Source organism: Paenibacillus sp. MZ03-122A, assembly GCF_024213325.1.
GTDB lineage: Bacteria > Bacillota > Bacilli > Paenibacillales > Paenibacillaceae > Paenibacillus > Paenibacillus polymyxa_B.
The window spans coordinates 78651-105331 of sequence record NZ_JANAVI010000002.1; the positions used below are offsets into that span (position 1 = coordinate 78651).

At 45.3% G+C, this 26681-nt stretch carries 20 protein-coding genes and 1 pseudogene; 19 read left to right on the forward strand and 2 right to left on the reverse strand.

Annotated elements, in window-relative coordinates; all coding sequences use genetic code 11:
• The first annotated feature begins 8 nt into the window (after positions 1–8).
• The 16 genes and pseudogenes from srtB to NLX74_RS04415 all read left to right on the forward strand — a co-directional run bounded on the left by srtB (position 9) and on the right by NLX74_RS04415 (position 18606).
• A complete protein-coding gene (gene srtB, locus NLX74_RS04340; RefSeq protein ID WP_254328017.1) occupies positions 9–788 on the forward strand; it encodes a class B sortase in 780 nt (259 codons plus the stop codon).
• Between the two features lie 355 nt (positions 789–1143).
• Complete coding sequence (locus NLX74_RS04345) at positions 1144–2883, forward strand: methyl-accepting chemotaxis protein (RefSeq protein WP_254328018.1); 1740 nt, start codon at positions 1144–1146, stop codon at positions 2881–2883.
• Positions 2884–3261: 378 nt separating this feature from the next.
• On the forward strand, positions 3262–4089 hold the full coding sequence (locus NLX74_RS04350; RefSeq protein ID WP_254328019.1) for a TIM barrel protein: 828 nt from the start codon (positions 3262–3264) through the stop codon (positions 4087–4089).
• A gap of 16 nt (positions 4090–4105) precedes the next feature.
• Positions 4106–5452: an amino acid permease gene (locus NLX74_RS04355; protein ID WP_254328020.1), complete on the forward strand. Its 1347-nt coding sequence runs from the start codon at positions 4106–4108 to the stop codon at positions 5450–5452.
• A gap of 159 nt (positions 5453–5611) precedes the next feature.
• Positions 5612–6625 (forward strand): SIS domain-containing protein, encoded by a 1014-nt coding sequence (locus NLX74_RS04360; protein WP_254328021.1) that lies wholly within the window; start codon positions 5612–5614, stop codon positions 6623–6625.
• 95 nt (positions 6626–6720) lie between these two features.
• Positions 6721–7503 carry a fructoselysine 6-kinase gene (gene frlD / locus NLX74_RS04365; RefSeq protein WP_254328022.1) on the forward strand — a complete coding sequence of 261 codons (783 nt, stop codon included), beginning with the start codon at positions 6721–6723 and terminating at the stop codon, positions 7501–7503.
• Between the two features lie 63 nt (positions 7504–7566).
• A complete protein-coding gene (locus tag NLX74_RS04370) occupies positions 7567–8295 on the forward strand; it encodes a GntR family transcriptional regulator (protein WP_254328023.1) in 729 nt (242 codons plus the stop codon).
• A gap of 467 nt (positions 8296–8762) precedes the next feature.
• Positions 8763–10727 carry an elongation factor G gene (locus NLX74_RS04375; protein ID WP_254328024.1) on the forward strand — a complete coding sequence of 655 codons (1965 nt, stop codon included), beginning with the start codon at positions 8763–8765 and terminating at the stop codon, positions 10725–10727.
• A gap of 267 nt (positions 10728–10994) precedes the next feature.
• Positions 10995–11516: pseudogene (locus NLX74_RS04380) on the forward strand (DUF4303 domain-containing protein).
• Between the two features lie 91 nt (positions 11517–11607).
• Positions 11608–12000 (forward strand): hypothetical protein, encoded by a 393-nt coding sequence (locus NLX74_RS04385; RefSeq protein ID WP_254328025.1) that lies wholly within the window; start codon positions 11608–11610, stop codon positions 11998–12000.
• Between the two features lie 159 nt (positions 12001–12159).
• On the forward strand, positions 12160–12687 hold the full coding sequence (locus NLX74_RS04390; protein ID WP_254328026.1) for a hypothetical protein: 528 nt from the start codon (positions 12160–12162) through the stop codon (positions 12685–12687).
• Positions 12688–13029: 342 nt separating this feature from the next.
• Entirely contained in the window at positions 13030–14364 is a 1335-nt protein-coding gene (locus tag NLX74_RS04395) for an SMI1/KNR4 family protein (protein WP_254328027.1), read from the forward strand.
• Between the two features lie 222 nt (positions 14365–14586).
• Positions 14587–15120: a YceI family protein gene (locus tag NLX74_RS04400; RefSeq protein WP_254328028.1), complete on the forward strand. Its 534-nt coding sequence runs from the start codon at positions 14587–14589 to the stop codon at positions 15118–15120.
• 113 nt (positions 15121–15233) lie between these two features.
• Entirely contained in the window at positions 15234–15836 is a 603-nt protein-coding gene (locus NLX74_RS04405; RefSeq protein WP_254328029.1) for a class I SAM-dependent methyltransferase, read from the forward strand.
• A gap of 282 nt (positions 15837–16118) precedes the next feature.
• A complete protein-coding gene (locus NLX74_RS04410) occupies positions 16119–16706 on the forward strand; it encodes a sensor domain-containing protein (protein WP_254328329.1) in 588 nt (195 codons plus the stop codon).
• 100 nt (positions 16707–16806) lie between these two features.
• Entirely contained in the window at positions 16807–18606 is a 1800-nt protein-coding gene (locus tag NLX74_RS04415) for a helix-turn-helix transcriptional regulator (protein WP_254328030.1), read from the forward strand.
• A gap of 171 nt (positions 18607–18777) precedes the next feature.
• On the opposite strand, the gene NLX74_RS04420 is transcribed toward NLX74_RS04415, so the two are convergent.
• Together NLX74_RS04420 and NLX74_RS04425 are read right to left on the reverse strand one after the other, a co-directional pair.
• Positions 18778–20772: a serine hydrolase domain-containing protein gene (locus NLX74_RS04420; protein WP_254328031.1), complete on the reverse strand. Its 1995-nt coding sequence runs from the start codon at positions 20770–20772 to the stop codon at positions 18778–18780.
• Between the two features lie 220 nt (positions 20773–20992).
• Positions 20993–22081, reverse strand: a complete 1089-nt coding sequence (locus NLX74_RS04425) for a GntR family transcriptional regulator (RefSeq protein WP_061829743.1) — start codon at positions 22079–22081, stop codon at positions 20993–20995.
• Positions 22082–22856: 775 nt separating this feature from the next.
• Between NLX74_RS04425 and NLX74_RS04430 the strand changes: the two genes are divergently transcribed.
• The 3 genes from NLX74_RS04430 to araA are packed head-to-tail and all read left to right on the forward strand — an operon-like array spanning position 22857 to position 26626.
• Positions 22857–24470: a xylulokinase gene (locus tag NLX74_RS04430; protein WP_254328032.1), complete on the forward strand. Its 1614-nt coding sequence runs from the start codon at positions 22857–22859 to the stop codon at positions 24468–24470.
• Position 24471: 1 nt separating this feature from the next.
• Positions 24472–25167, forward strand: a complete 696-nt coding sequence (locus tag NLX74_RS04435) for an L-ribulose-5-phosphate 4-epimerase (protein WP_068939259.1) — start codon at positions 24472–24474, stop codon at positions 25165–25167.
• Between the two features lie 34 nt (positions 25168–25201).
• Positions 25202–26626, forward strand: coding sequence for an L-arabinose isomerase (gene araA / locus NLX74_RS04440; RefSeq protein ID WP_254328033.1), 1425 nt, complete (start codon positions 25202–25204; stop codon positions 26624–26626).
• The last annotated feature ends 55 nt before the right edge of the window (positions 26627–26681 follow it).

Sequence of the window (26681 nt, forward strand, 5' to 3'; positions counted from 1 at the left end):
GTAAGAAAATGAGTAAAATTAAAAAAGTTCTTATCGCCGTTTCTCTCCTTGTGTTGGTATTCTCTCTCGCCAATATAGCGAGAATTTCCCTGTGGGGTTATGCCGATCAAGTGAAAATCGAAGAGTTAGCAAAGGTTTGGGAGAAAGAATCGGACAAAGGAGGAGGGGAGGCGTTCGCCTCCCCTTTGATTACGAAAGCGAATGAGCCGGTCATGCTTCCCGAATTTCGAGAGCTTTACGAGAGAAACCCGGACATCGTCGGTTGGCTGAAGATTAATGGCACCCGAATTGAGTACCCGGTTATGCAGAATCCACAAGATGATCAGTACTATCTCGATCATGATTTCGATAAAAAGAAAAGCAAACTCGGCCTCCCCTTTTTAGACGAGCACAGCCGGATCAACGGTCCGGACGTTTTGCTGATTCACGGACATCATATGAAAAACGGCTGGATGTTCAAAGATTTGATGAAGTATAAGCAAGAAAGCTTCTATAAGGAGCATGCTACGTTCCAGTTTAGTACGCTTTACGAACAGGAAGAGTATGAGATTGTTGCCGTTATTCTATCACAAGTTTATCGCAAATCGGACGATGTATTTAAATACTACCAGATTGAGAAGGTAAGTACGCCCGCCGAGTTCGATTCGTATGTTCAGAACATCAAAAAACTTGCTCTTTACGAAACGGGTATAACCCCCCGTTATGGCGACAAGCTTATTGTACTGTCTACGTGTGAGTACTCGACCGAAAACGGCCGGTTGGCAGTGATCGCCCGAAAGCGTAAATGACGATATTGAAAGACGGTGTCAAGCTGGTTTATATTGCGTTCTCCCCTGGAGGACGCAATTTTTTTAGGCTTCTTTTGATCCGGTTTAGGGGTTCACCTCCATTACGGTGGCATTCTGGTCACACCTAACATTCCCGAACTAAAGATTGTTGATCAACATGATTTTCGTACTATGAAGTTTCGTGTCTACAATTAGGGAGGATTGGGTTTGGAAGTGTAATCCCATGTGCGTGACTCTGGGTTTCTAACAATTTCACGATTTATCCATAACTCTGATGTATAGAAAGGTGTTTGACGAACGATGTCGAATATTGTTTCATGTTACCTCGAGATGGACTAGATGGGAGTGAGGCATAATGAGAGGAATGAAGTTCATGATGACGATCAGGAACAAGGTAATTCTAACGATCGTCGTTACTGTAATCACCAGCCTTGTGATCGGAGGCGTTGGGATTTACAATTTGAAGCGGGTACAATCCTCGCTTGAGGAGAGCCTCAGTATTAGGGCGGAAGTCATTGATCTCATTCGTACAGCAGATATCGACCTATATCAGATGCTGTTGGCAGAGCGATCGCTGTACAGTTATGAACCAGGATCGGAACAATTTTCGAAACAACTGGACGATTACGGGAAACAAAAGGAGTCGGCAAAGAAAAAGCTTAATAAGTATAAGTCAATTGGAACAATTTTTGATAATGAGGAAAAGTTGATTCAAGACTACGAAGCAACGGTTGCAGCGTATGATTTGGTCTCCAAGAAGGTGATTGATGGATTATCGTCAAAGGATTCAACTGTCCGTGAAAGGGCGAATCTTCTTTCTTATCAGGAGGGCAGCGAAAAGTTTGATCAGATGGAGGACGCTTTGGATCACATAGGCGATCTGTACTACGATGATAATCAAATCATGTTGGACAGCACACAAAAACAATACAGCTTCCTGCGATTGGTCAGTATCCTCTTAACATTGGCAGGCTTGATCGCTTCATCGTTGCTTGGTTATTTGATCATCCGATCCATCCATCATCCGATCCGTTATTTGCGTGGACGTGTCCGAGAGATTGCGGAGGGCAATCTGGCCGTCGATATACGTACCTTCTCCCAGGATGAGCTTGGGGAATTAACCGCTGATTTTAATATAATGGTATCTCGTATGAAAGAACTCATTTCGACAGTAAGCCAATCGATTGGCCATGTAAATACTTCTGCTCATGAACTTACCTATATTGCGGAACAAACAACGGCAACCGGCGAGGAAATGACGTCAGGCATTAATGAAATTGCAGTTGGTGCTTCCGAGCAAGCATCCTTGACAGAGGCAACGAGCCGTGAAACGATGGCGCTATCGGACACGATTGAAAAGGTAAATGTAAGGAACAAAAAAATGACCAGCTTGTCTTCGGAGGCGGAAATCGTTTTAAGAGGCGGCATGGATAAAGTAAAGAAATTACAGGATCACAATCTCCAAACGACAGAAGCAAACCAACTGGTCGTGCAACATATTGAAGGCCTGGCAGAACAGATGCTTACGATTTCCACAATCGTACAGACGATTAATGAAGTATCCGAGCAAACGAAGCTCCTCGCATTAAATGCGAGCATAGAAGCGGCGCGTGCCGGCGATTCCGGAAAAGGATTTGCAGTCGTCGCTACAGAGATTCGCAAGCTGTCGACCATGACTTATGAATCAACAGAGAGAATTAACGCAACTATTGCACGCCTCAAGGCAGAAGTTTCTCAAACGTTGCAGGTCATGAATCAGACAGAGGTGGTTATCTCCGAACAATCTCTCATTGTTCAGGAGTCGGGAACGGTATTTGAATCGATTATGGATATGCTAAAGGAAATCATCAGCTCGATTCAAGAGATGGATGGGGATATAGGGCAGATGAATGTTAGTAGGGAACAGGTCATCTCATCCATTATCAAGATATCAGATGTAGCTCGAGACGCAGCTTCTGCCACAGAAGAGATAAGTTCGGCTTCTAACGATCAGAGTCAAGCGTATTCCCATCTGCATAGTGCAGCTGAACAATTGAAACAATCAAGCCAACAAGTGAGCGAAATGATCAGCAGGTTTCGAATTGTACAAGAATAATTAGTACTGAGAATAAGAAAAGGAGCTATCTGACTACGGATGGCTCCTTATAAGGTGAAACGGAGTTCCCACATAGGCGTAAGGCTAATTTGGGTCCCGCAGGCAGAAGTAAGCCAGTGCTCCAGCGAAAGTATGTGGACGCGATTGCAAGAGCGTATAATCCTTAAATATTAAATAGGACAACAAAAGCAGGCCAAACGAGCAGATTTACTCGTTGAGGCTTGTTTTTTTTTGCTCCTATAAGAGCTGATCAGCCCACATTAGGAACCGGCTGATGGCTTTTATTTATTTTCGAAAAGGCATTGAAATATTTGTAACCCTTAGTTATAATACAAGACATAACAATTAAAAGCGCTTACATAAGAGGAGGTGAAGCAAATGAAGATTGCGGGAATGAATATTACGTACAGGCATTTTCCTTTCGAGCACTTCCTAGATCAAGTGACCGAGCTCGGGATCGAGCACATCGAGCTGTGGGCGGGCGAGCCTCATTTATACGTCTACCGGAATGTCCTTGGCAACTTGAGACACATAAGGCAGCAGCTGAAATCCCGAGACATGAAGGTCGTCTGTTATACGCCGGAACAGTGTGTCTATCCCTTCAATATTGCCGCCTCCGACTCCCAGCTGCGGCAGAAGAGTATCGATTACTTCATAGATAATCTGTACGCGGCTCTAGAGCTGGAGACCAACATGATGCTTGTGACTTCAGGAATAGGAGACTTCGCTGTATCGCAATTGGAATCATGGAAATATGCAGGCGACTCCATCTATCAGATATCTAGGGTGGCTGAGAAGGAAGGGGTGACTTTAGCGTTGGAGCCTTTGACCCGATTCGAATCGAATCTAATTATCGATGCTAAGGGTATCAAGAGGATGCTGGAGGAGATCCGTTCCCCGTCATTAAAAGGGATGATTGACACCGTAGCGATGCAGCTCGCTAGCGAGACACCCGAGGATTATTTCTCCCTACTCCCGGAGATGGTTCATTTCCACCTGATCGATGGTGACGGTTCGTCTGATGCGCATCTAGCTCTAGATGATGGGGTGCTGAATTGGCGGGAATATCTAACCAGTCTTCAGAGCCATAATTACGAGGGAGCTTGCACACTAGAGATTATGGGGTTCAATTATTATCAGAATCCGCAGGAAGCACTTAGGGAATCGGTCAGGAAAATAAGGGGAATGGAAGTCTTATCACCTTGATTTGGAGGAACTCGTTATGAGTAATGGCTCTCTTACACGAAAACTGGGCTTTTGGTCGGCTCTAGCCATCGCTGTTGGAACTACGATAGGTTCCGGAATCTTCGTCTCTTCCGGCGATGTCGCAAAAGCTGCGGGTATGCCCTCGATCTCAATTCTAGCCTGGATTATTGGTGGGGTTATTGCGATTCCGCAGGTCATGGTGCTGGCCGAATTGGCGACTGCCTACCCGCAAAATGGAAGCGGTTACGTATACTTAAATAAAGCAGGATGGAGGCCCTTGGCCTTTCTATATGGATGGGCAACCTTCTGGGCACTCGATCCTCCGTCCATTTCAATTATGGCTCTGGCCATTGTTGCATACCTGGCAAGCTTCTTCCCTTTCTTCGCTGGAATTGCCGGTAAACTGCTAGGAGTAGCGATCATTCTGATCATCACGTCCATCCATTACCGAAGTGTCAAGGCAGGCGGTAGTTTTCAAATCATTATTACGGCTGTCAAAATCATCCCTTTCCTGATTGTCATTGTGCTGGGCCTCATGTACATGAACTTTGACAACTTTGCTTACACGCCCGCCGCAGGAGCGACAAGTTCAAGCTTAATTGGTGGCGTATCTGCCACGACGTGGGCTTACACGGGAATGGCTGCCATTTGTTTTATGGCTGGAGAATTCAAAAATCCAGGGAAAGTTCTCCCTCGGGCATTAATTAGTTCGGTACTGATTGTGTTGGGTCTATATACGCTGCTTGCGGTATGTGTCACTGGCCTAATGCCGTTCGATAAACTGATGGGTTCCAGCTCCGCTGTGTCCGACGCCGTCAAGTATATTCCCGGATTATCCGGCATGGCCTCATCCTTTGTGGCCGTTACTGCGATTATAGTTATTCTGGGTTCCTTGAGCTCTTGCATTATGTTTCAGCCTCGCCTGGAGTATGCCATGGCGAAAGATGGGCTGTTCTTTCAGCGTTTTGCGAAAGTTCATCCCAAATTCGAAACACCAAGCTTCTCGATCATTGCCCAGGTTACGTTGGCCTGTATTCTTGTGTTCTTCAGCAATTTAACCGCACTGCTTGGTTATTTCACGCTGATTCAGCTGGTCATTAACATTTTGGACTTTGCCGCGGTCTATAAATGCCGTAAGAGAGAGGATTATAACCCGATTTACCGCATGCCAATGTGGAGAGTAACGACTATTCTGGCTATCCTTGGGGCAGGCTGGCTGGCTTGGGGAACCTTTACGTGGGCTCCAGTGCAGGGCATGATTGCCGCGGCGATAGTCATCGCAACGGGTCTGCCTGTGTATTACTATTGGGAGAGGAAGTATGGATCTAAAAGCAGTCATGACAGCAGTAATATAGTCACTTAGCCCGGATGGAATAAAGGGAGCCGGCTCTGACTCGCTGATCTCCTTCAGATTTTACAAAAAAGTTGTTTAATTTGTATTGTCTAGTTATACTACTGTATATAACAAATAAAATTGGATGATATTGGAGAGGAACCGCTCCAGTATAGGGAGGGAACGTAAATGTTGAATTTTGACGAACAGTTATTCCTTAAGCTTGTGGAACAAGAGGGCCTGGCCTTTAGAGGGCAAATTGAAGAGATTGTAGACGGGATTGCCAAGAAAGGGTACAGCAATATTTTTCTGATTGGTGCGGGTGGCACAATTGCGATGATGTATCCTTATGAGTATATTCTGAAATCAAGCTCGACCATCGATGTGCATGCGGAGATTGCTGCTGAGTTTATGGTGATGAACAACAAACATTTCAGTAAGGATTCCGTATGTATTTTCACATCTGTGTCGGGAACCACGCAGGAGACCGTTGCGGCAGCCGAGTTCTGTAAGGAACGGGGAGCGACTACGATTGCACTTGTGGCAGAAAGAGATACTCCACTAACCAAAATTGTAGATCACTGCATCACAACCGGCTCGGAGAAACATTCCTTCGATACATTCTTCATGCTCCTGTACATGGTTGTATTCCGGTTCATGTATAACAACAATGAGTTCCCTCAGTATGAGCAGTTCACGAAGGAAGTTGCCTTATTGCCGCGCGCAATTCTGGACGCAGTCAAGACCTTTGACCCTAAAGCGGAAGCTTTTGCAAAAGAACATAAAGATACTGACTATCATATGATGGTTGGCTCTGGCAATCTGTGGGGGAATACGTACTCCTACGCAATGTGTATCCTGGAAGAAATGCAGTGGATTCATGCGAAGTCGATTCATGCGGCGGAATTCTTCCATGGCACGCTTGAGCTTGTGGTTGAGGATACCAGTGTTATTCTGTTGAAAGGCGAAGATGAGACCAGACCTCTGATGGATCGGGTGGAAAGATTCGCCGAGAAGATTACGAAGAAGCTGACCCTTATTGATACCAAAGACTTTGCCATGGAAGGCATCAGCGAGGAGTTCAGAAAGCATTTTGCCGTAAGTATCAACTGGTCTGTACTAAGCCGTATTAGCGTCTACCTGGAGCGTGAGAGAAATCATCCGTTAACACTTAGAAGATACTATCGCCAAATGGAATATTAAGATACGCAGTCTTTAGTTCATTCTATATTGATGCATTTGATTTGAGCACTACTTCGTAGTGCTCATTCTTTAATAGCAGGGAAGGCGGGAGCCAGATGAGAATTATTACAGTCGGGGATAACTGCATGGATGTCTATCAAGCAAGCGGCAAAGCTTATCCTGGAGGCAATCCGGTGAATGTGGCCATCTATTTAACTGAAATGGGTGCAAAGACCGCCTATCTGGGCTGGGTGGGCACCGACATTTATGGGGAGATCATGATCCAGGCTATTCAGGACAAGGGCGTGGATACCTCCCGAATTTCAAAAAAGGACGGAAAAACAGCGGTAACCCACGTGGAGATGGTGGAGAATGACCGGAGGTTTGGCGATTACGACGAGGGAGTTATGGCACAGTTTTTCCTTACAGCAGAAGAGCTCGACTTTGCCGGGAATTATCAGCTTGTCCACTCAGGGATATGGGGCCATGCCGATACGTACTTTCCTCTCTTTAAGGAAAAGGGCCTGATCACTTCCTTTGATTTCTCGGATCAGTTACAGGATGATCGAGTACAGACCTTAACGCCCTATGTAGACTATCCATTCTTTTCGTACACTCAGGATGATGACTATATCCGCCAGCTCTTGGTAGAGGTCAAGCAAAGAGGAGCGCAGATTGCCGTGGCTACCTTGGGCGAGAACGGTTCGCTTGCTTACGATGGGGAACAATTCTTTCCGCACGGCGTGGGTAAGGTGAACGTCGTGGATACGATGGGAGCTGGGGATTCCTTCATTGCCGGGTTCATTTACGGCCGATTGAAAGGGCTTCCAACCGACAACTGCCTGGAGTTTGGGGCAATCACAGCTGGGAAGACGATAGGTTATTTCGGTGCATGGTGACTGGAGATGATCATCAATGTATAATACTTATTATAATCATTGATGGATAAGGATGAATTTACCATGAATTTGAATCCTTCAACCCCCCAGCCGCTGTACATGCAGATCAGGCAAATGTTGAAGAACGACATCCAGGACGGACGATACAAACCGGATGAACAGATTCCAACGGAAGCAGAGCTATGTGATACTTATAGTGTAAGCCGAATCACCATACGGAAAGCGATTGAGGAGCTCGTACGGGAAGGAACCCTGACGCGAATTCCTCGTAGAGGTACCTTTGTGGCCTCCAACAAATTTCATAATGAACTGTTATCAGTAAGCGGTTTCTCAGAGTTCAGCCACCAGCTGGGCATGATTCCAAACTCACGGATATTAAGAAGCGAAGTAATCCCGGCGTCTGAAGAGGTGGCTGGACATCTTCTTATTGAAGAAGGCAGCCCTGTGTTGGAGCTTGAACGGTTGATGTATGTAGATGATCGCCCGCTTTTCTATGATATTGCCCATTATTCACTCACCCGATTTCCGGATTTGGAAAAGAAGATCGCAATGAAAGAATCGACTTACAAGATTCTGGCGGAGGATTATAACACCGAGATCGTGAGCAATGACAAGATCATTGATGTGATCGGTGCGACCAAAGATTATGCAAAATTGCTTGAATGTGATATCGGTGCGAACTTGTTCCGGATATTAAAAATTGCTTTTGACGCAAACGATGAGCCTGTTCATCTCTCCACATTTATGTGTGAGACTAATCGGGTCAATCTGACGGTCCACCGGGCAAAATAGGTCATGTCCATCGGCATGGCCTATTTCTTTTTAGTACACCCAGCATGGGCGTCATCTCTAGGGTGAAAGTCCCGAGCGGGAAGATGGGAGTTATTACGAATCTACCCTGCTTCTAAGACCAAAGATATGGTGCAGACTCATTTATCGAGGGAAAATGTGAATGCAGAGTGGATTGTCATTGAACTTGAGCAAAAATTAGGCAGAAAGCTGCGTGACGACCGAGGCGAATGGTATATATAGTTATCAGGACTATAAAAAGCGGCAGTCTTCGACTTTTTCGTTGACTGCCGTCCTTCTTTTACATTACTAATGCAGATTAAAATGGTGTAGATTCGAAGGGAGGTTTTTCCTTTATCTTCTGTCTATAAAAAAAGATCCTCTCTCAAAACCAACTCCTCCCACTCTCCCGATTTCTATGCTTTAATAAAATGAGCAGTATTAACAAGAAGCGTTGAAAGTGGGATTCTATGAAGCGACTAACGATTGGCCTGTTCGCCCATGTGGATGCAGGTAAGACAACTTTTGCGGAACAGCTGCTGTACCATACGAACAGTATCCGGTCGCGGGGGCGGGTGGATCATCAGGATGCGTTTCTGGACAGCCACGACATCGAGCGGGCAAGGGGCATTACGGTGTTCGCAGATCAGGCGGTAATAGAATATAAAGGAGACAGTTATTATTTAATAGACACGCCCGGACACGTCGATTTCTCCCCGGAGATGGAGCGGGCGATTCAGGTCATTGATTATGCCATCCTGATTGTAAGCGCAGTTGAAGGTGTTCAGGGCCATACGGAGACGGTCTGGCATCTGCTGCGCAAGCATCGGATTCCGACGTTTTTCTTTATCAACAAGACGGATCGGATCGGCGCGGATGTAGGCAGAACCGAGGCGGATATCCGTCAGCAGTTGACGGGGGACGTATGCTGCATTACACAGAGCCTCTCTGACGGCATGGTCGGCGAGCCGCTGCGGGAGGCCATGGCGGAGCGGGACGAAGCTTTGCTGGAAGCATTCCTGGAGGGGAGAGAGGATTCCGGCTTCTGGCTGGAGGCTTTGCAGAGGATGATAGCGGCGGGTCTCCTCTTCCCCTGTGCTTACGGCTCTGCGCTTCAGGATACAGGCGTCATTGAATTTCTGGATCAGCTGCATCTGTTGACGACAACCACTTATGACGAGAATGCTTCGTTCCAGGGGCGGGTTTATAAAATTCGGCACGATGCAGGCGGAGCGAGACTCACGTTCATTAAGGCGCTGGGTGGTCGGCTGAAGGTGAGAGAACAGCTTAGTTACGAGAGCGGCGAGGTTCAATATGACGAAAAAGTCACGCGGCTCTTCTTGTTTAACGGCCTTAAATCGCAGCCGGTGGAACAAGTGGAAGCTGGCGATTTGTTTGCGGTTGCCGGCTTGTCCGCCGCCGGGGCTGGACAAGGCCTGGGGCCGATATCGGACAAGTTAGCTTACGAGTCGGAACCGACGCTACAATCGAAGGTAGTATTCGACAATTCGATACATGTACAGAAGGTGCTCGGTGCTTTTCGCATGCTGGAGGCGGAAGAGCCGTCTCTGAACGTCGTTTGGGATGAGAAATTGCAGGAGATTTCTATCCGCGTCATGGGATTGATTCAACTGGAAGTGCTGGAGCAGCTTGTTAAAGAGCGGTTTGGCTTTGCTATCTCTTTTGGACAACCGGAAATCTTGTATAAGGAAACGATTCAATCGGCTGTGAAAGGGTACGGCCACTTCGAACCGCTCAGGCATTATGCGGAGGTGCATTTGCTGATTGAACCGGGAGCAAGGGGCAACGGCATCATGTTTGATAGCAGATGTCATGCCGATGATCTGAATGTCAGCTATCAGAATCTGATTCGGAATCATCTCTATGAACGGGAGCATCACGGACTGCTGACCGGCATGCCGGTCACCGACGTGAACATTACGCTGCTGAGGGGCCGCGCGCATAAAGAACATACCCATGGCGGCGATTTTCGTGAAGCTGCCTTTCGAGCACTACGGCAGGGACTGGAGAAGGCGGACAACGTGCTGCTGGAGCCCTATTACGATTTCAAAATCAAGGTCGCTATCGATGAAATGGGCAGGGTGCTGTCCGATATTCAGCGTGCTTCGGGTATTTTTAATCCGCCGCAAACAACCGGAACGCAAGCGGTGGTCACGGGCAGGGTGCCCGTGTCGACTTTCATGAACTACAGTGCCGAATTTGCATCCTTTACGCATGGACGAGGCAGTATCCGCTGCGTGTTCAGCGGCTACGATCGCTGCCATAATACGGAGGAAGTCATAGAGCGGATGGGCTACCGCAAAGGGGCAGACCCACTGTATACATCCTCCTCCATCTTTTGCGCTAAGGGGGCGGGTTACTCGGTGCCATGGGATGAGGCGGAAGCCAAGATGCACCTTGAATTAGAACCTTGAATGAGCTTGCTCTAATGGGGATGAAACTCCAGGTAGGAGAGCAAAACCCCATACCTCAAGTGGCGGTAAAAATGTTGTAGTGAATGCAAAATAGTTCAAAATAGGGTGTCTCAAAGCCGAGAAGTAACGGAGAGACATCCTCTTTTATCATGAGGGAGTGAATCGCCCATATTTCCAGGATTTAGGTGGAAAGTAGGTAGATTTAGGACAAACAATTTTTATAATGGGAATAAGATATATATTTTATAGGGCTAAGGGGCGAATGTCATGAAACCGGCGCAAGGAATAGAGGCGCTGGCGGCAGGGATTGCCGATGTGGCTAGAACGTCCTTTCGCACTCTTTTTGAAAATGGCGAACGTTACTATTACTGCACGCTATTTACTACTGGAGAGGGACATGCGCCAAGCATCTCCGCCTGGTCATGGGAGGCTTTGGAGAGGGAAGCGGCCAGGTAAGGAGAAGAAAGTGAAATGCCGGGGTCAACGATTGCGGAACTCATCAAATGGTCCTATGCCGATTCACCCTATTGTTGTTTCAGGGATGAGGACTTCGATGATGTTAAACAATTGTTTATGAGGCGTCCTTCTATTGCGGAGCTTGAAGCTGACGAATGGAATTGTGAATTTGATTCGAGGCTGAAAGCCATGGAGCTGGCGGTGAAAATGCTCGATGATGAAGGCGTGTTTGCCTTGAATCAACCGCGAGAGGCTGTATGCGTCCTTGTCGAGGTCATGCCGCCGGATGAGACCAATACAGAAATCGCCTTACGTTTGAATCGGGCGGAGTAACCAAAAATATGTTTTTTACTTGAGTCTCGTCCATCCCTTTAAACCGGAGAGCATGATTTCAGTTTTCATCCCTGAAGACTATGAGGAGTATTTGGAAAACAACATTTATCCTAATTGCTCGGTCAAGGTGATTGAGCATCCCATTTCAACTGAAAGCGCCAAAGATATATTTACTAACCCAGGTCTTATAAAGCATGCAATTTCAGACGGGAAACTAAGCCATGACGAAAAATCGATGGATCAGCCTTTCTTGATCAAAGTAGGCGGAAACCCGAGACTTATTCAAAATGAAGACTATTATCTTACGAAGCTGAAAGAGGAGTCATTCTCTTTTTTATTTCAGGTAGATGAAGATGGTTATCCCGAAACGTTGCTTCAAGAGGATTACAATTATCCTTTTGGTTTTGGGTCACTATATATTTTCGCCAAAATGGAGACGACTGAGATACAACATCCAGTAGCAGGTTTTTGGCAATTCTCTTGATTTAGTGTGGGGCTGTGGTTAGCGGTGTTATTCTTGGGAGGACTTGAACGGCGGTGAGATCATCAAGCGATTTTTGGCGTGCGTATGTCCCATTCGCACAAGCAGACAGCCCACCCCTGGCGTAAACTGAATTATAATCAGTGAGCGAGGTGAACTTCCATGGCACAATCGAAAGAGATGCGTGCACGGGCTAAGAAGTTTCAAGGCCGTCCGGTCTGTGTCACCCTGCACAGCGGAGAGACTTATGTCGGCTACATCACCGATGTTAATTACGGCGGGTTGGTACTTGCCAGCGCTGGAGTCCCCCCACGCACTTCTTCCGGGAAGCAAGGCTCCCGATCTCTCAAACGCAGAGCTGGTGCGCATGCCCCGGGCGTCCGTCTCGGTAACCGGAAAAGCGGCGCGCGCAAGCCGTCTGGCCGTTCGCGCTCCCGCAAGCCGGACGCCAAGGTGTCGGCATTCCTGCCGATGATGGGCTCGCTGTTAGGCGGCCTTGGCGGCTCCACTGCGGGCGCAGGAGGGCTTGGCGGTATGCTCGGCGGCGGCTTGCGGCTATTCGGCATGATCCAGAAATTTGTCCCGGTCGTGAAGATGGGCTACGGTATGATCAAGTCCATTCGCCCGTTTCTCGGCGCCGTTAAAGGCTTAATGCCCCCGGCCAGTCCGGCCACGCCGGATAATGAATAATCGTATCCCTGTGGACTTTAAGTCCCCTTTGAGTGGTCAAAGGGGGCTAGCTCACACCGTCATTTTCTAACAAGAATAAAAATGATCACGGTCTTCGTCATCAAATTTGCCAAGTGTCCGTCTCCTAACAAATTCGTGTTGGCCCCCATATGGATTTCATTCATATGGATTTTTTTCTGTGGTACTCTAAGGTGGTTCAGTGGTGACCTTAAGAGAAGCTACAATGAAAGATTACTTAAAGACACATATCATTTTAAAGAGGTACGACCCATAGAAAAAATAATAAAATTGCTGGATAAGCAAACAAAGGAAACCTGGCTATGGTCAACAGGAGGGTTCAATATGTGGTTTAGGAAGAAAGAAACGCAACTGGATCGAATAAAAAACAAACTGAGTCAAGCTTTGCGCAAAGACGCGGATTTCTCGGTGTTTGGAGCATCCTCACATCAATATAGGGTTAAAGAGAAGCTTACAGCAAAAGAGCTGGCGGACTGGCAAGCCCACAATCAGGTTACCCTTCCTGAGCCCTACGCGCAGTTTTTAACGAAAGTGGGCAACGGAGGCGCCGGACCCTATTATGGAATCTATTCAATTGGAAAGGCAACTTCCTACACCGAGCGCCAGGCGCTCCTTGCAAAATCCGTTCTGTATCCCGGGATGACCAAAGAGGAATGGAACCATCTGATTGAGCCCCTGACCAAGGACGAGGACACTCCCGATGAGGAATACGACGCCACCTGTAATAAGGTGTTGGGCGGCATGTTGTGCATAGGCACCCAAGGCTGCGAATACGACATGTATCTCGTACTTGAAGGGAAATACAGGGGGAGAATTGTGTACACCTCCGATTTTCATCCCGATCATCCCTTTTTCTTTGTCTATGAAGGCAGCTTTCTGGACTGGTACGAGCGCTGGCTGGATGAAATTATTCTGGATTATGATATCGGGTGGTTTGGTAGTCGAATGCCGGGTGATGAGAATGCGCTGATCCAGATTTATCAGAGCGCTCCAAATGAAGAAATCCAAGCCAAAGCGCTTAATGGAATGTTCAAGTTTAAGAGAGTCTCTCAGCCAACCCTTGGTTTTTTGAAAAATACTGCGGAGCAAAGCCTAAAAAATCGGACTACAGCCATTTGGCTCATCTGCAAAACTTCTTTTGACGCGGGTAGAAAATACCTTCTGGAGCTGTTGCAATCGGATGGGCATGAGGGTTTTCTGCAAGCTTTACAGATTCTACATACTTTCAGAAAAACTGTGAATTTAACGGATTTTATTCCAGTGATCTTGCAAAGGCTTGACAGGATTCACGACCCGGAAACGTTGCGTTATGCAGGGTATATCTTGGAGGATTATGGTGCGATTACTCTCCAGGGCTTTGCGTCTTTCTTGTGTCACGCTGACCCGAAAATGCAAACCACTGCCATCTATGCCGCGCGCAGTTGCGAAAACAAGCTGGGAAGCTGGGAGATCATTGAACAGATGTTGATGGGGGGCGGCCCGGAGGTTCTGAATAACTTGATTTTATACTGGGGCATTATTCCACATGAGAAGTTGCTGCCTTACTATAAGGAGGTATGGCCGCAATACAAAAGCAATCCGAATTTCAGAGAAAAATTTATCGGTTGTTTGCGAGAGCTGCATTTGCCAGATGATTATTTCGACAAAGAAGAATGGTGAAGAAGGTGTACATGGATTATCCAGCTCACCTTCGATTTAATTTGACGTGGCGGAGCCTGAACATTCCGAAATCGGATTTACGAGGAAACCAAAAAAATGAAAAAAAGCTACTGACATCCCGTTGTCAGTAGCTTTTTTGTACATTAGGAGTATGCGAATAGCGCAGTGTTTGGAGATGGGGCGACCTTTCTCAAAATCTTATCATAGAGGTGGAATTTATTTATGAGCAATATCAATTGGGAAGTGGATCCGGACCACAGTTCCGTCGAGTTTTCGGTGACGCATTTAATGATTAGTAGAATTAAAGGAGTATTCGAGCATTTCCAAGCGATCTTGAGTTTTGACCCCAACGATTTAACAACCATGGGTATTCAGGCCTCCATAGATGCAAATAGTATCACAACTCGCCAATCGCAACGAGATGAACACCTGAAGAGCGACGACTTCCTTCATGCAGCCAAGTATCCAACCATTACGTTTCAAAGCACCAGCTGCGTCCTTGCTGGCGAAAGGCAATATGAACTTACGGGCAATCTAACTCTGCATGGAGTAACCAAACCCATCACTTTTCATACCATTTTTGAAGGACTTAACAAGGACCCTCGCGGCCGGGAACGTGTAGGATTTCATTCAACAGCCAGTATCGAACGCAATGAATTTGGTTTGACATTCAACTCGCCTCTGGAAAAAGGTGGGGTTATTGTCGGAAATGAAGTGAGAATCGAGCTTTATATCGAGGCAATTAGAATAGATTAGCGATCCTAAAGGCCATCCTTTTAGTGGGGTGGTCTTTAAACTTGCCGTTACAGGTAGGGTGGTGAACCGTATCACAAATAAGGGCGAAAATGTTGAAAATTGGAGAGGTAATCATGGGAAATACGGATAAGTTTGAAATGATAGCTAATATATATGACACTTCTGAAAGAATTCAAATTGCAAAGGTATCATCTGATGCCATTCGTGAATATGTAGTTGACGCTAATAGTAAGAATGCTATTGATTTTGGGTGTGGAACGGGTCTTGTCGGAATGAGCTTGTTAAATGACTTTAATTCTATGCTTTTTCTGGATACTTCACAAAACATGATTAATCAAATAAAGCAAAAAATTACTGATCTTCATATTCAGAATGCAAATACATTATGTTTTGATTTTGAAAAGGAAGGTCTAACGGATTTACATGCGGACTATATTTTTATGGCTCAGGTTCTACTCCATATTTATGATGTTGAATTCGTTTTATCAAGGCTATTTGATGTTCTAAATGAAGGAGGACATTTACTAATCGTAGATTTTAATAAAAATGAAAAAGTAGTTTCAGATATAGTTCATAACGGATTTAATCAAGAAGAGCTGACTGACATTATGACTAAAATAGGATATAGAGATATTCAGTCCAAAACTTTTTTTAATGGAAGTAAAATATTCATGGGACAAGATGCATCTATGTTTATTCTTGATTCACAAAAATAAAACTTTTAGGCAGAAATCAGCTCTCCTTACCGGAAACCATGCTTTGTGTCTTCTCATGCATCGCAGAGGGATTGGATCAAAAGCCGCTTGACTCTGCAAAGACGATTACCATTACTATGCGATATTTAAAAAATGGCGAAGAATCAGTTGTTTTTAGTTGTTTTTCCTCATTAGGTTTGCAGACCGATTTCGCCTTGTGTCATATGACATTATGGCACTGGTAGATTTGACATCAAGAGCCGTAGGATACGACTACTACTTGTAAAGGATGTGGGCTCTTTGATGACAAGAACCGTCGTCAGCTTTATTCAAAATGGCTATTTCCTACTGCTTACTTTTGCTACCGGATTGTTTTACTTTTGCTTTTATCTGGTCGCTCTTACATTAGGCTTGAGTCTTTCGTTTACCGTCGTGGGTGTTCCTCTGATTACTCGCATTTTGCGAACTACATACGCCTTCCTGCAATTTGAACGCATACAGACCAAGATCTATACGGATATTACCACCGAGCTTTACGTTAAACCAATAAACACCGATGTCTCTATCTGGCTTCAAGCAAGGAAGGAGCTGCTAAATCGGCGCAACTGGATTGCTATCGGCTGGCTGATGCTAAAGCTTCCGGTGGGGATTTTAAGCCTCATTAGTGCGGCCTTGCTTTATATAACTCCACTCGCAATGATTGCGACCCCGCTTCTCTTTCCGTTTTCTAATTATTATTTTATGGGTTTGCTTGTAGATACTGTGATAAAATCCATACTGGTTTCAGCCTCAGGAGTCGTATTCACTATGGTGAGCTATAGGCTTGCGAACAGCTTAACGTGTATGCTAGGCGGCTACACCCGTCTTATGATCAAGAGTGTGAACCGTTAACCGGAATGTCCCGGTCTGGATTTAAAAGTATTGTTGGATGATGTTCTGCTCTATAATAGTTACGTAATGTCATACTGATAGTTCTTAGGGGTTGATGGTTTTGTTCGATATGGTAAAGCAGTGGTTCTGGTACGACTGGTTCATGCTTATGATCCGCTTGATTTGCAGTACTTCTCTCCTGCTCACTATCATAGAGCGGCAAGCTCATTTCACGCTGCCGCTTTGGGTTCTTGTGTTTTGGCAGCTTATTGCTTTTTCCGTTCCCTGGCTGTGCTTGCAGCTCAATTATAGATACTACCTGCTTACCGAGATTGTGATCCCGGGCGGGCTGTGCTTGTATTTAGCTTCGTTTTTTCCGGAAGCCTACCTCACATTCCTGTTGTATCCATTTTTGATTGCCGCTAACAGCAAACAAAGAACATATCTTTGGTCAGGTCCTTTATCGGTATTGCTCCTACCCACTATAATTAAGCTGCTTGTAGAGCAGACTGATTTTTGGGTTATGACCATTCAATTCGGGACGGCTTATGCATTCGGATTTTCCTTCCATTTATTGATGGTCAATCATCGTCAAAGCGAAATTATACGCGAGCAAAATGCGGTGCTTGAGCAGTACTTGTCCCAAATCGAGCGCATCACGCTGGCCGAAGAACGGAATCGGCTCTCCAAAGAGCTTCATGATACTGTTGGTCATGCCTACACTTCCCTCATTATGGGATTGGAAACCTTGCGCCCTGAGCTAGAGACGGATACAGGAACGAAACGGCTCGATTCTCTATTGAACCTGGCCCGGAAGAATATGGATGAAGTGAGAGGCTATGTACATCAAATCGAATCGCCGCATGAAGAACTCCCACTGCTTCAGTCTTTGCGGAAGCTGGCAGAGGAGTTTCAGGAGCATGCTAAGGTGTCGGTTCGTTTCCAGGCCTTCGGAGAGGAATACCCTGTAACGAAGCAAGCAAAGATAGCGCTGTATCGCTGCTTGCAAGAATCATTGACGAATGCCGTGCGTCATGGACACTCGACGGAGATTACGGTTTTGGTGCAATTTGAGCCTCAGCAGACGAGGCTCGAAATTAAGGATAACGGCCGCGGGATGGAACATGGACGGGATGGTTTCGGCTTGAACGCCATGAAAGAGCGAGTAATGAATTTGCAAGGTCATGTTGGCGTCTATACCCAACCGGGTGAAGGCACCCTCGTTACCTGCACCCTGCCACGACAAACGGAGCTTAAGGATGAAGTCATCCGTCTGTTGGTCGTCGATGACCAGCCTTTTATCCGTGAAAGTCTGCGGACTCTTCTGGAGGAGCAGCAAGATTTGCAAGTCGTAGGGGTAGCAGAAGATGGCGAGCAAGCCATCGAACTGTGCAGGCAGGTTCAGCCTCAGCTGGTGCTCATGGATTTGGACATGCCGAACCTGGACGGAATCTCCGCATCCCGTACCATAAAACAAACGTGGCCCCACATCCGCATCTTGATTCTCACCACGTTCGAAGATACTGGACAGGCTCTGGAAGCGCTGCGAAGCGGAGCCGACGGATACTTATTGAAGTCGATGAAGCCAGTAGAGCTCGCCGAAACAATACGCATGGTCTATCGCGGAGGCACGCTGATCGATCAGGAGATGTCGCACAAATTGTTTGCACAGCTGGAAGCCGCCAAGAGCGGGGAAGATCCGTCGACAACCCAAGTGGCCGCGACCTATGACTTAACTCCACGGGAGCTTGAAATTTTACAGTTCGTGTCGAAAGGACTGCGATATAAAACCATTGCCTCCAAATTGTATTTATCTGATGGTACGGTTAGAAACTATGCGTCATCGGTCTATCTGAAGCTGGGGGTTCGCAACCGGGAGGAAGCGGTGCAAAAAGCCCGGGAGGCAGGGCTTCTGGATTAAACCTTACGGCTCGATGCGGATTTCCGTTGGATATGGAGAAAACTAAAAATAAGCGGCAGTATCAGCAGCCGCTTGTTTCTTATTATACAAGAAAACCCCCAGTTTGATCGGGGGTTCAGGAAACCTTATATAAAGTATCATTATCTTACTTTTTCCGGTTAACCTTTTGAATTAGTGACTGATTGGCAACGTATAGTAATTAAATGCTTGATCTAATAAGGCACTGGCTTCTTGACGCTTCAAAAGCTGTTTGGAGCGGAAATCTATGGAGCCGTCTGAATTGATCTTGGTATCCGGGTCCATGATACCTTGGGAAACAAGAGCTGTGACTGCTTTAACTGCCCAAGCATCCGTTTCGCCACTCAATTTAACCTTAGTTCCAGGCTCAACCTGTTTCAGGTTCTGGATCATTACCGCCGCCATTTGTCTAGTGATAGGAGAATTAGGCTGATAATTACGTAGTCCGGCCATCATCTGCTTCTTATTCGGTTCAATCATGAAGGGTTGTTTATACCACCCGTGGGCGCGCAGCAGCACTTCTGAGAATTCTCCCTGAGTCATCGTTCCTTTCGGATCGAAGAGGTTGGCTGACTTTCCGCTCATGACGTTCAAAGCATTAAGATTGTTAATATGTGGATTATATTTACTATCCGCAGGCACATCAGAAAATGGTGAATCAATGTTTATTTTTTGCGCATAAGCAACGAGGTCTGGGAGCTGCATGTAATACAAATATGCAATATGGCCTGCTTCATTTTTATTAAACGTCAATTTATTACCTGATTCATCTTCAAATAATAAAGAATGGATCATTTTTAGTGTATGTTTCCCTGATGTTCCTGTCTCCATTATTAATTTCCCGTCCGAATACGAAACCTTCGTCCTTAAGGCAGCGATACGCGTGTTTTGGTATAATCCCACGTAGTCTTGAGCCTGCTGCTCACTTATTGCCGCGTAGGTGGACTTTGGAACTTCTGATTTTCTCGGATAATAATGATTCATAAATTCCTCATACACGTCAAGACTCATCATGGAGTCGTTATTGTAGGACATGTACATCGCTGTATTCTTCTCAGGCAGAATAACAATCAAGGAAGAATGCCCTGTAACATTTCCTCCTTTTAGAATCACATGCTGATTATTCATCTTCTCTTTGAAGTAGCCTTCGAATCCAATTGTTGTAACCGGGAACTCCTTGTCAGGGAATAATTGGTATGTGTGCATTTGCTCTATGCTCTTTGGACTCACCACTTCTTTACCTTTGTACTTTCCTTTGTTCAGGTGCATCATGAGGTACTTCGCCATGTCATCTGCTGTTGAAACCATACCGCCTTCAGGTTTTTCCGTTGGTTTAAACCCGTCCAAGGGTATCAATTCACCTGTTGGTCCATAGTGAGCAGCCATTCTGCTTAACAATTGGGGGGTAAACCGCACATTCGTCGAATTCATGCCTAACGGTTTGAAAATATTCTTTTCCATATATCGGGAATATGACATGCCCGTTACGTTTGCTACTGCATATCCGGCTAGCATGAAACCAAAATTGTCATAAGTGTACGCTTCTCCTGGAGGCCTGACAACAGTTGGCATATTTGATGCAATGTACTTCTTCATTGGAAAATATTTGTCCGCGTATTCTGGATGCATTTCCATGAGAATATCTGGTTCATCAAATCCACTTGAATATGTAAGTAGATCAAACATCGTCAGTTTTTTTCCTGTTTTATTCGGAACCTTTATTCCTCCTAAATACTCTTGGATATCGTGTTTTAAATCCATTTTCCCCTTATCGACCAACTGCATAGCTGCCAATGCAGTGAATGACTTTGTAACAGAGCCGATTTGGAAAACGGTATTTTTATCAACAGGAATTCTTTTTTCCCTGTCGGCATAACCGTAACCTTTGCTTAGCATCACTTTCCCACCCGTGACGACCACAAAATTAGAACCAACTGTATTAAACTTCTTCATCTTGTCCGCAAAAACACCATCTGCAAAAGCTTCTAGTTCCTTGGCATTTCGCGGCCCCTCCAAGCTAGCCTTTACAGATGCAACTGGTGCGTTAACGGGTGCGGCAACTGACGCGCCGTTGGGTGCCATACAGGCGGTAGTTATCGTAGCAGATAACAGTAGAACCGCGAGATTGGTATGAATCATTTTTTTCATGAATGATTTCTCCTTGAAATGTATTTTTGCCTCATAGCGTCCGGCAAAACCAAGTATGGCAAAGGACTTGTCATACCAACAAGTTACATTTCGTCACCGACCCATACCAGTCACTTCAAAGTGTGTCATATGACAATTAGGCACTAGGTGCCTAGTGTTCAATGGTAATATCGTTTTTGGGTGTGTCCATTTGATTGTTTACAATGAATGTTGGACCCCTTCACTTCAGTTTCTTCTTTACCGTCTCTCCTTCAATCAACACAGGTTGATAATAGGTGTGGTTGCGTAGATCTTTCTTCCCTTGCAGTTTCTTGATAACCCAATCGGCGGCATCACGTCCCATTTGTTCCTGTGGGTGTGTTAATGTCGTTAGTTTGATGTTTGCATTCTTGGAAATATAGGAATTATCTTGACCAATAATGGATATGTCTTCAGGAACAGATATACCAAGTTGTCTGCATACATGTACAACTTCTAATCCTACCTCGTCGTTATAGCAGACAATTGCGGATAACCCGTCCCTTTGTTCGGTTAGGAATTTTTTCAAGTTGGTGGACAGGTCCTGCTTCGTCTCTGTATAGAATGAGAGCACTTGCTCTGGGTAAAACCGTAATTTGGCTTCTCCCAGCGCCTTGATATAGCCCTTCATTCGATGCTTTCCTTGTAAATCGTCCATTTTGGCAATGATACCAATGTGTGTGTGTCCGTTAGCAATCAATTCTTTTGTTGCCAGATAGCTGGATTGTACGTCATCGAGACAAAAGAAGGGAACTTCCAACTCTTCATAATAAGCATTAATCATGATAAACGGAACATCCTGCTCCTTGAACGTCAGATAGTAGGAGATATTAGGATTATATAGATTGCTCTTCGTAGGCTCAATGATCAAGCCATCCACACCAAAGGACAACATCATCTCCAAGGCTTTCTTTTCCTGTGCGACATCATTATTTGTACTAGCTAATAGCAATGAATAATTATCTTCATTCAATCTGGCTTCAATCCCGCGAATAATAGAAGGGAAGATGTAATCGGAAATGTAGGTTGTGATGACTCCGATGGTTTTATTACTGGAATTCCCGCCGTTTTTTGATCGAAATTGGTTGCTGACATAAGTGCCCGATCCTTTTTCACTTCTTAAAAAACCCTCGTTGGATAGTTCTAAAATTGCCTTACGTACCGTCTGGCGGCTAACTTTATACATATCCTGCAAAGCCGATTCCGTTGGAATTTGTTCTCCTACGCTGTATGCTCCTGATAGAATGTTGCTCTTTATATCCTCAAGGATGACCTGATACTTTGGTTTCACTTTATTCCTTCTTTCCTGGTTGTCCTAATACTAATTTACCTACCCATAATATTTGTATGTACATATCTTAGCATAATTATGAGCTTATTATAATCGATAGCCTAACATGTATAAATACTAAAGGCCAAGCCTAATAAACCTAAAAGACGAAAAAAGATTGAGTCAGATTTCATCTTGCTCAACCTACATTTCATGCGTTTATCTGGTCGATTGGCTTCTATGCACTGGCACTAATTCCGTCAACACTTCTGCCAAGAATAAAAAAATAAATTAAAGTTAATTCATAATTCTAAGGTCAAGCGAGCTTCCATAGGCATGTTATACCGTGTTCGAAAGTTTTTGTTTGCCACTAGCGGAGCTATTACGGTAATTATGTGCTTGTCACAATCGGCGGTAAATCGCGCTACGATTCACCAGTTCGTACCACCCATCGCATCGCATAAACTTCAAACAGTGACCTTTTGGGATCTTCCTTCTCGTGTTTTTCGTTCCGCGTACAACAGATCTTCTATTCAATCCCATCAGTCTTATCGTATTTCGTATCTTCTCATCATACTACTTACTGCTCATTTGCAATGGGTTTATAGTTTGCATACATGCCCTAAAGGGGAAAAAAGAGAGATACTCGGTCCATGAGAATATTTGTAGGTATAACTATGTATTCGTGTTGACAAATGTACGAACAAAAAATATACTAAGGTTGTAAATTAAAGAAAGCGCCTTCTTTCGATTATTGCGATTATAACAGTTGTTCAGAGAGAGGAGTAACGTGAGCATGGATCAAGACATTAAACAAGCGATTACTAAGGGAGAAACCTCACTTGGTATCGAATTTGGATCCACACGTATCAAGGCAGTGCTGATTGATCATCATTTTGAAACCATCGCATCTGGAAGCTATGAGTGGGAAAATCTCTTGGTGGACGGTTATTGGACGTACAACTTAGAGAGTATTATTACGGGTCTGCAAGAGGCTTATAGTGAAATGAAGCAAGAGGTTGAACGAAAATATGGGATTACCCTTCGTACCGTTGGTTCTATAGGATTCTCTGCAATGATGCACGGCTATATGGCTTTTGACAGCAAGGGTGAGATGCTTGTTCCGTTCCGGACTTGGCGGAATGCGACAACCGGTGCTGCCGCAAAAGTGTTAACTGATAAATTCCAATTCAACATCCCTGAGCGATGGAGTATTGCTCACCTGTATCAAGCTATATTGAACGAAGAGCAACATGTCCCTCAGATTGATTTTATGACGACGTTAGCTGGATATATTCACTGGCTGCTGACTGGAAATAAGGCTATTGGCGTCGGGGATGCTTCGGGCATATTCCCAATTGATGAGACTACACATGATTATAACGAATCGATGGTTAAGCAGTTCGATGAACTCATTGCAGCCAAAGGTTACGATTGGAAGCTAGAAGGAATTCTCCCTAAAGTTTATATTTCAGGCGAGCAGGCAGGTGTACTAACCGCCGCGGGAGCTAAAATCTTAGATAAATCTGAAGATTTACAACCAGGTATTCCGCTTTGTCCTCCAGAAGGTGATGCGGGAACAGGGATGGTCGCTACGAATAGTGTGAGAAAACGGACGGGCAACGTCTCTGTGGGAACCTCGGTTTTTGCCATGCTTGTATTAGAGAAGGACCTTTCAGCGGTATATCCGGAAATTGATCTGGTGACTACACCGAATGGTAATCCGGTCGGAATGGTTCATGCCAACAACTGTTCAAGTGATATCAATGCTTGGCTGGGATTGTTCCGTGAATTCTCTGAGGCAATGGGGCAAAAGGCGGATCCGAATCAATTGTTCAGTGTGCTGCTGAACAAGGCTTTGGAAGCAGATCCAGATGGCGGCGGTTTACTCAGCTATGGCTATTTGTCAGGGGAGAATATCACCGGAATAGAGAAAGGCCGGCCATTGTTTGTCCGCTCTCCTGAAAGCCGTTTCAATTTGGCCAATTTCATGCGGACTCATCTTTTCACTGCGTTTGCTGCTTTGAAAATCGGAATGGATATTTTGACAAAGAAAGAAAATGTCGCAATTGACAGCATTCTGGCTCACGGTGGTTTATTTAAAACCCCTATCGTCGGACAAAAAATTGTTGCGGCTGCCATGAATGTCCCGGTATCAGTGATGTCAACAGCTGGAGAAGGCGGGGCGTGGGGGATTGCTATTCTGGCTTCTTACATGATGAACAAGGATCAACAAGAAAGTCTGGAAGACTTCCTCGACCAAAAAGTATTTAGAGATGCTGAGGGGCAAGAAATTTCTCCCGACAGTTCCGACGTTAAGGGATTTGAAGCATTCATGGAACGCTACACACAAGGTCTGGCGATTGAACAGGCTGCTGTAGATAATCTAGTGGAAAACTGGAGGAATTGACGTGTTAGAGCAACTGAAAGAAGAAGTATATCAAGCCAATCTGGATTTGCCTAAACATGGACTCGTGAAATACACCTGGGGTAACGTAAGCGCTGTTGATCGTGAGAGCCGCTTATTCGTTATCAAACCTAGTGGTGTTAGTTATGACACGATGAAACCTAGCGATATGGTGGTTGTTGATTTTGATGGCAATGTTGTTGAAGGAGAGATGAGACCTTCATCAGATACACCGACTCACGCCGTACTTTATAAGCATTATGCAGAGATCGGCGGTATTGTACACACGCATTCGACTTGGGCGACCATTTGGGCTCAAGCAGGCTTGGATGTACCTGTAATGGGGACTACTCATGCAGACACCTTCTATGGTTCTGTTCCTTGTGCCCGTTTCTTGACACAAGAGGAGATTGATCGTGGTTACGAAGCGGAAACCGGACGTGTCATCATCGAAACCTTTGAGCAGCGCGGGCTGGATATTTTAGCAGTGCCGGGTGTTCTGCTTAAGGGTCATGCTCCCTTCACTTGGGGCAAAGATGCAAAATCGGCAGTCATGAATAGCGTCGTGTTGGAAGAAGTTTCGAAAATGAATTTATTCGCACGAGAATTGAATCATTTTGCTGAAGAATTGCCGCAGCGCATTCTAGATAAACACTATTTACGCAAACATGGGAAAGACGCGTACTACGGGCAAAAGTAATATAAACTAAAAAATGAAGAAAAGAGGATGAATGATGTCAACAGTAGGTACAAAACAGTTCTGGTTTGTCGTAGGTTCACAACATCTGTATGGAGAAGAAGCATTAGCAGAAGTTAAAGCACACGCACAAGAAATGACCGATGCCTTAAATAAGAGTGGCGTTCTGCCTTACCCGCTTGTATTGCAGGATCTGGCGGTTAGTGCAGACAAAATCACCAATCTCATGAAAGAAGTCAACTATCGTGACGAGGTTGCTGGTGTCATCACTTGGATGCATACCTTCTCGCCTGCAAAAATGTGGATTCGCGGTACTAAATTGCTGCAAAAGCCGTTACTTCATTTGGCTACACAGTATAATGAAAGCATTCCTTGGGCTACGATTGATATGGACTTCATGAACCTCAATCAGGCAGCTCATGGTGACCGTGAATATGGATTTATCAATGCTCGCCTGAAGAAACAGAATAAAGTGGTCGTAGGTTACTGGGAACGCGCAGAAGTGCAAAAGCAAATCGCAGAGTGGATGGATGTAGCGGTTGCTTATAACGAAAGCTTCAATATCAAAGTTGCCCGTTTTGGCGACAACATGCGTAACGTTGGCGTTACGGAAGGCGATAAGGTGGAAGCTCAAATTCAATTTGGATGGACCGTTGACTACTTCGGAATTGGCGACCTTGTTCAGTACGTCAATGCTGTGAAAGAAGAAGAGATTGATGCTTTGTTCGCGGAATACTCCGAACTCTATGAATTTGATTATGGTACTTACAGCAAGGAAGCTTGGGAAGCCAGCGTAAGAGTACAAACAAGCTATGAAATTGCCCTTAAACGGTTCCTGGATCATGGCGGCTATACTGCCTTCACTACGAACTTCGAAGACCTCTATGGTATGAAACAGCTTCCTGGTCTTGCCGTTCAACGTTTGATGGCACAAGGATACGGCTTCGCCGGTGAAGGAGATTGGAAGACTGCAGCGCTCGATCGTCTGCTTAAAGTAATGAGCCATAACCAATCCACTGGCTTTATGGAAGACTACACCTATGAATTAGCGGCTGGTCAGGAATCGATCCTTCAATCCCATATGCTTGAAGTTGACCCAACGTTGGCAAGCAACAAGCCTAAAATCATCGTTTCTCCGTTAGGTATCGGCGATCGTGAAGATCCAGCTCGTCTGGTGTTTGACGGCAAGGCAGGAGACGGTGTAGTTGTTTCCATGGCTGACTTTGGCACGCATTATAAACTGTTGATCAATGAGGTTACTGCATTTGAACCGACAGTTCCTGCTCCAAATCTTCCAGTGGCCCGTGTACTGTGGAATGTGAAGCCAAACTTCCAAGATGGGGTTAAAGCATGGATTGAGAACGGCGGTGGTCACCATACCGTGGTTTCCTTGAATCTAACCACAGACCAAATTGTTACTTATGCAAAACTGGTTAACCTGGACTACGTAATTATTAAGTAACTAGAAGATAGTCATCTACTAAAAGCATTGGGTCAGTCCTCAGGACCCAGTGCTT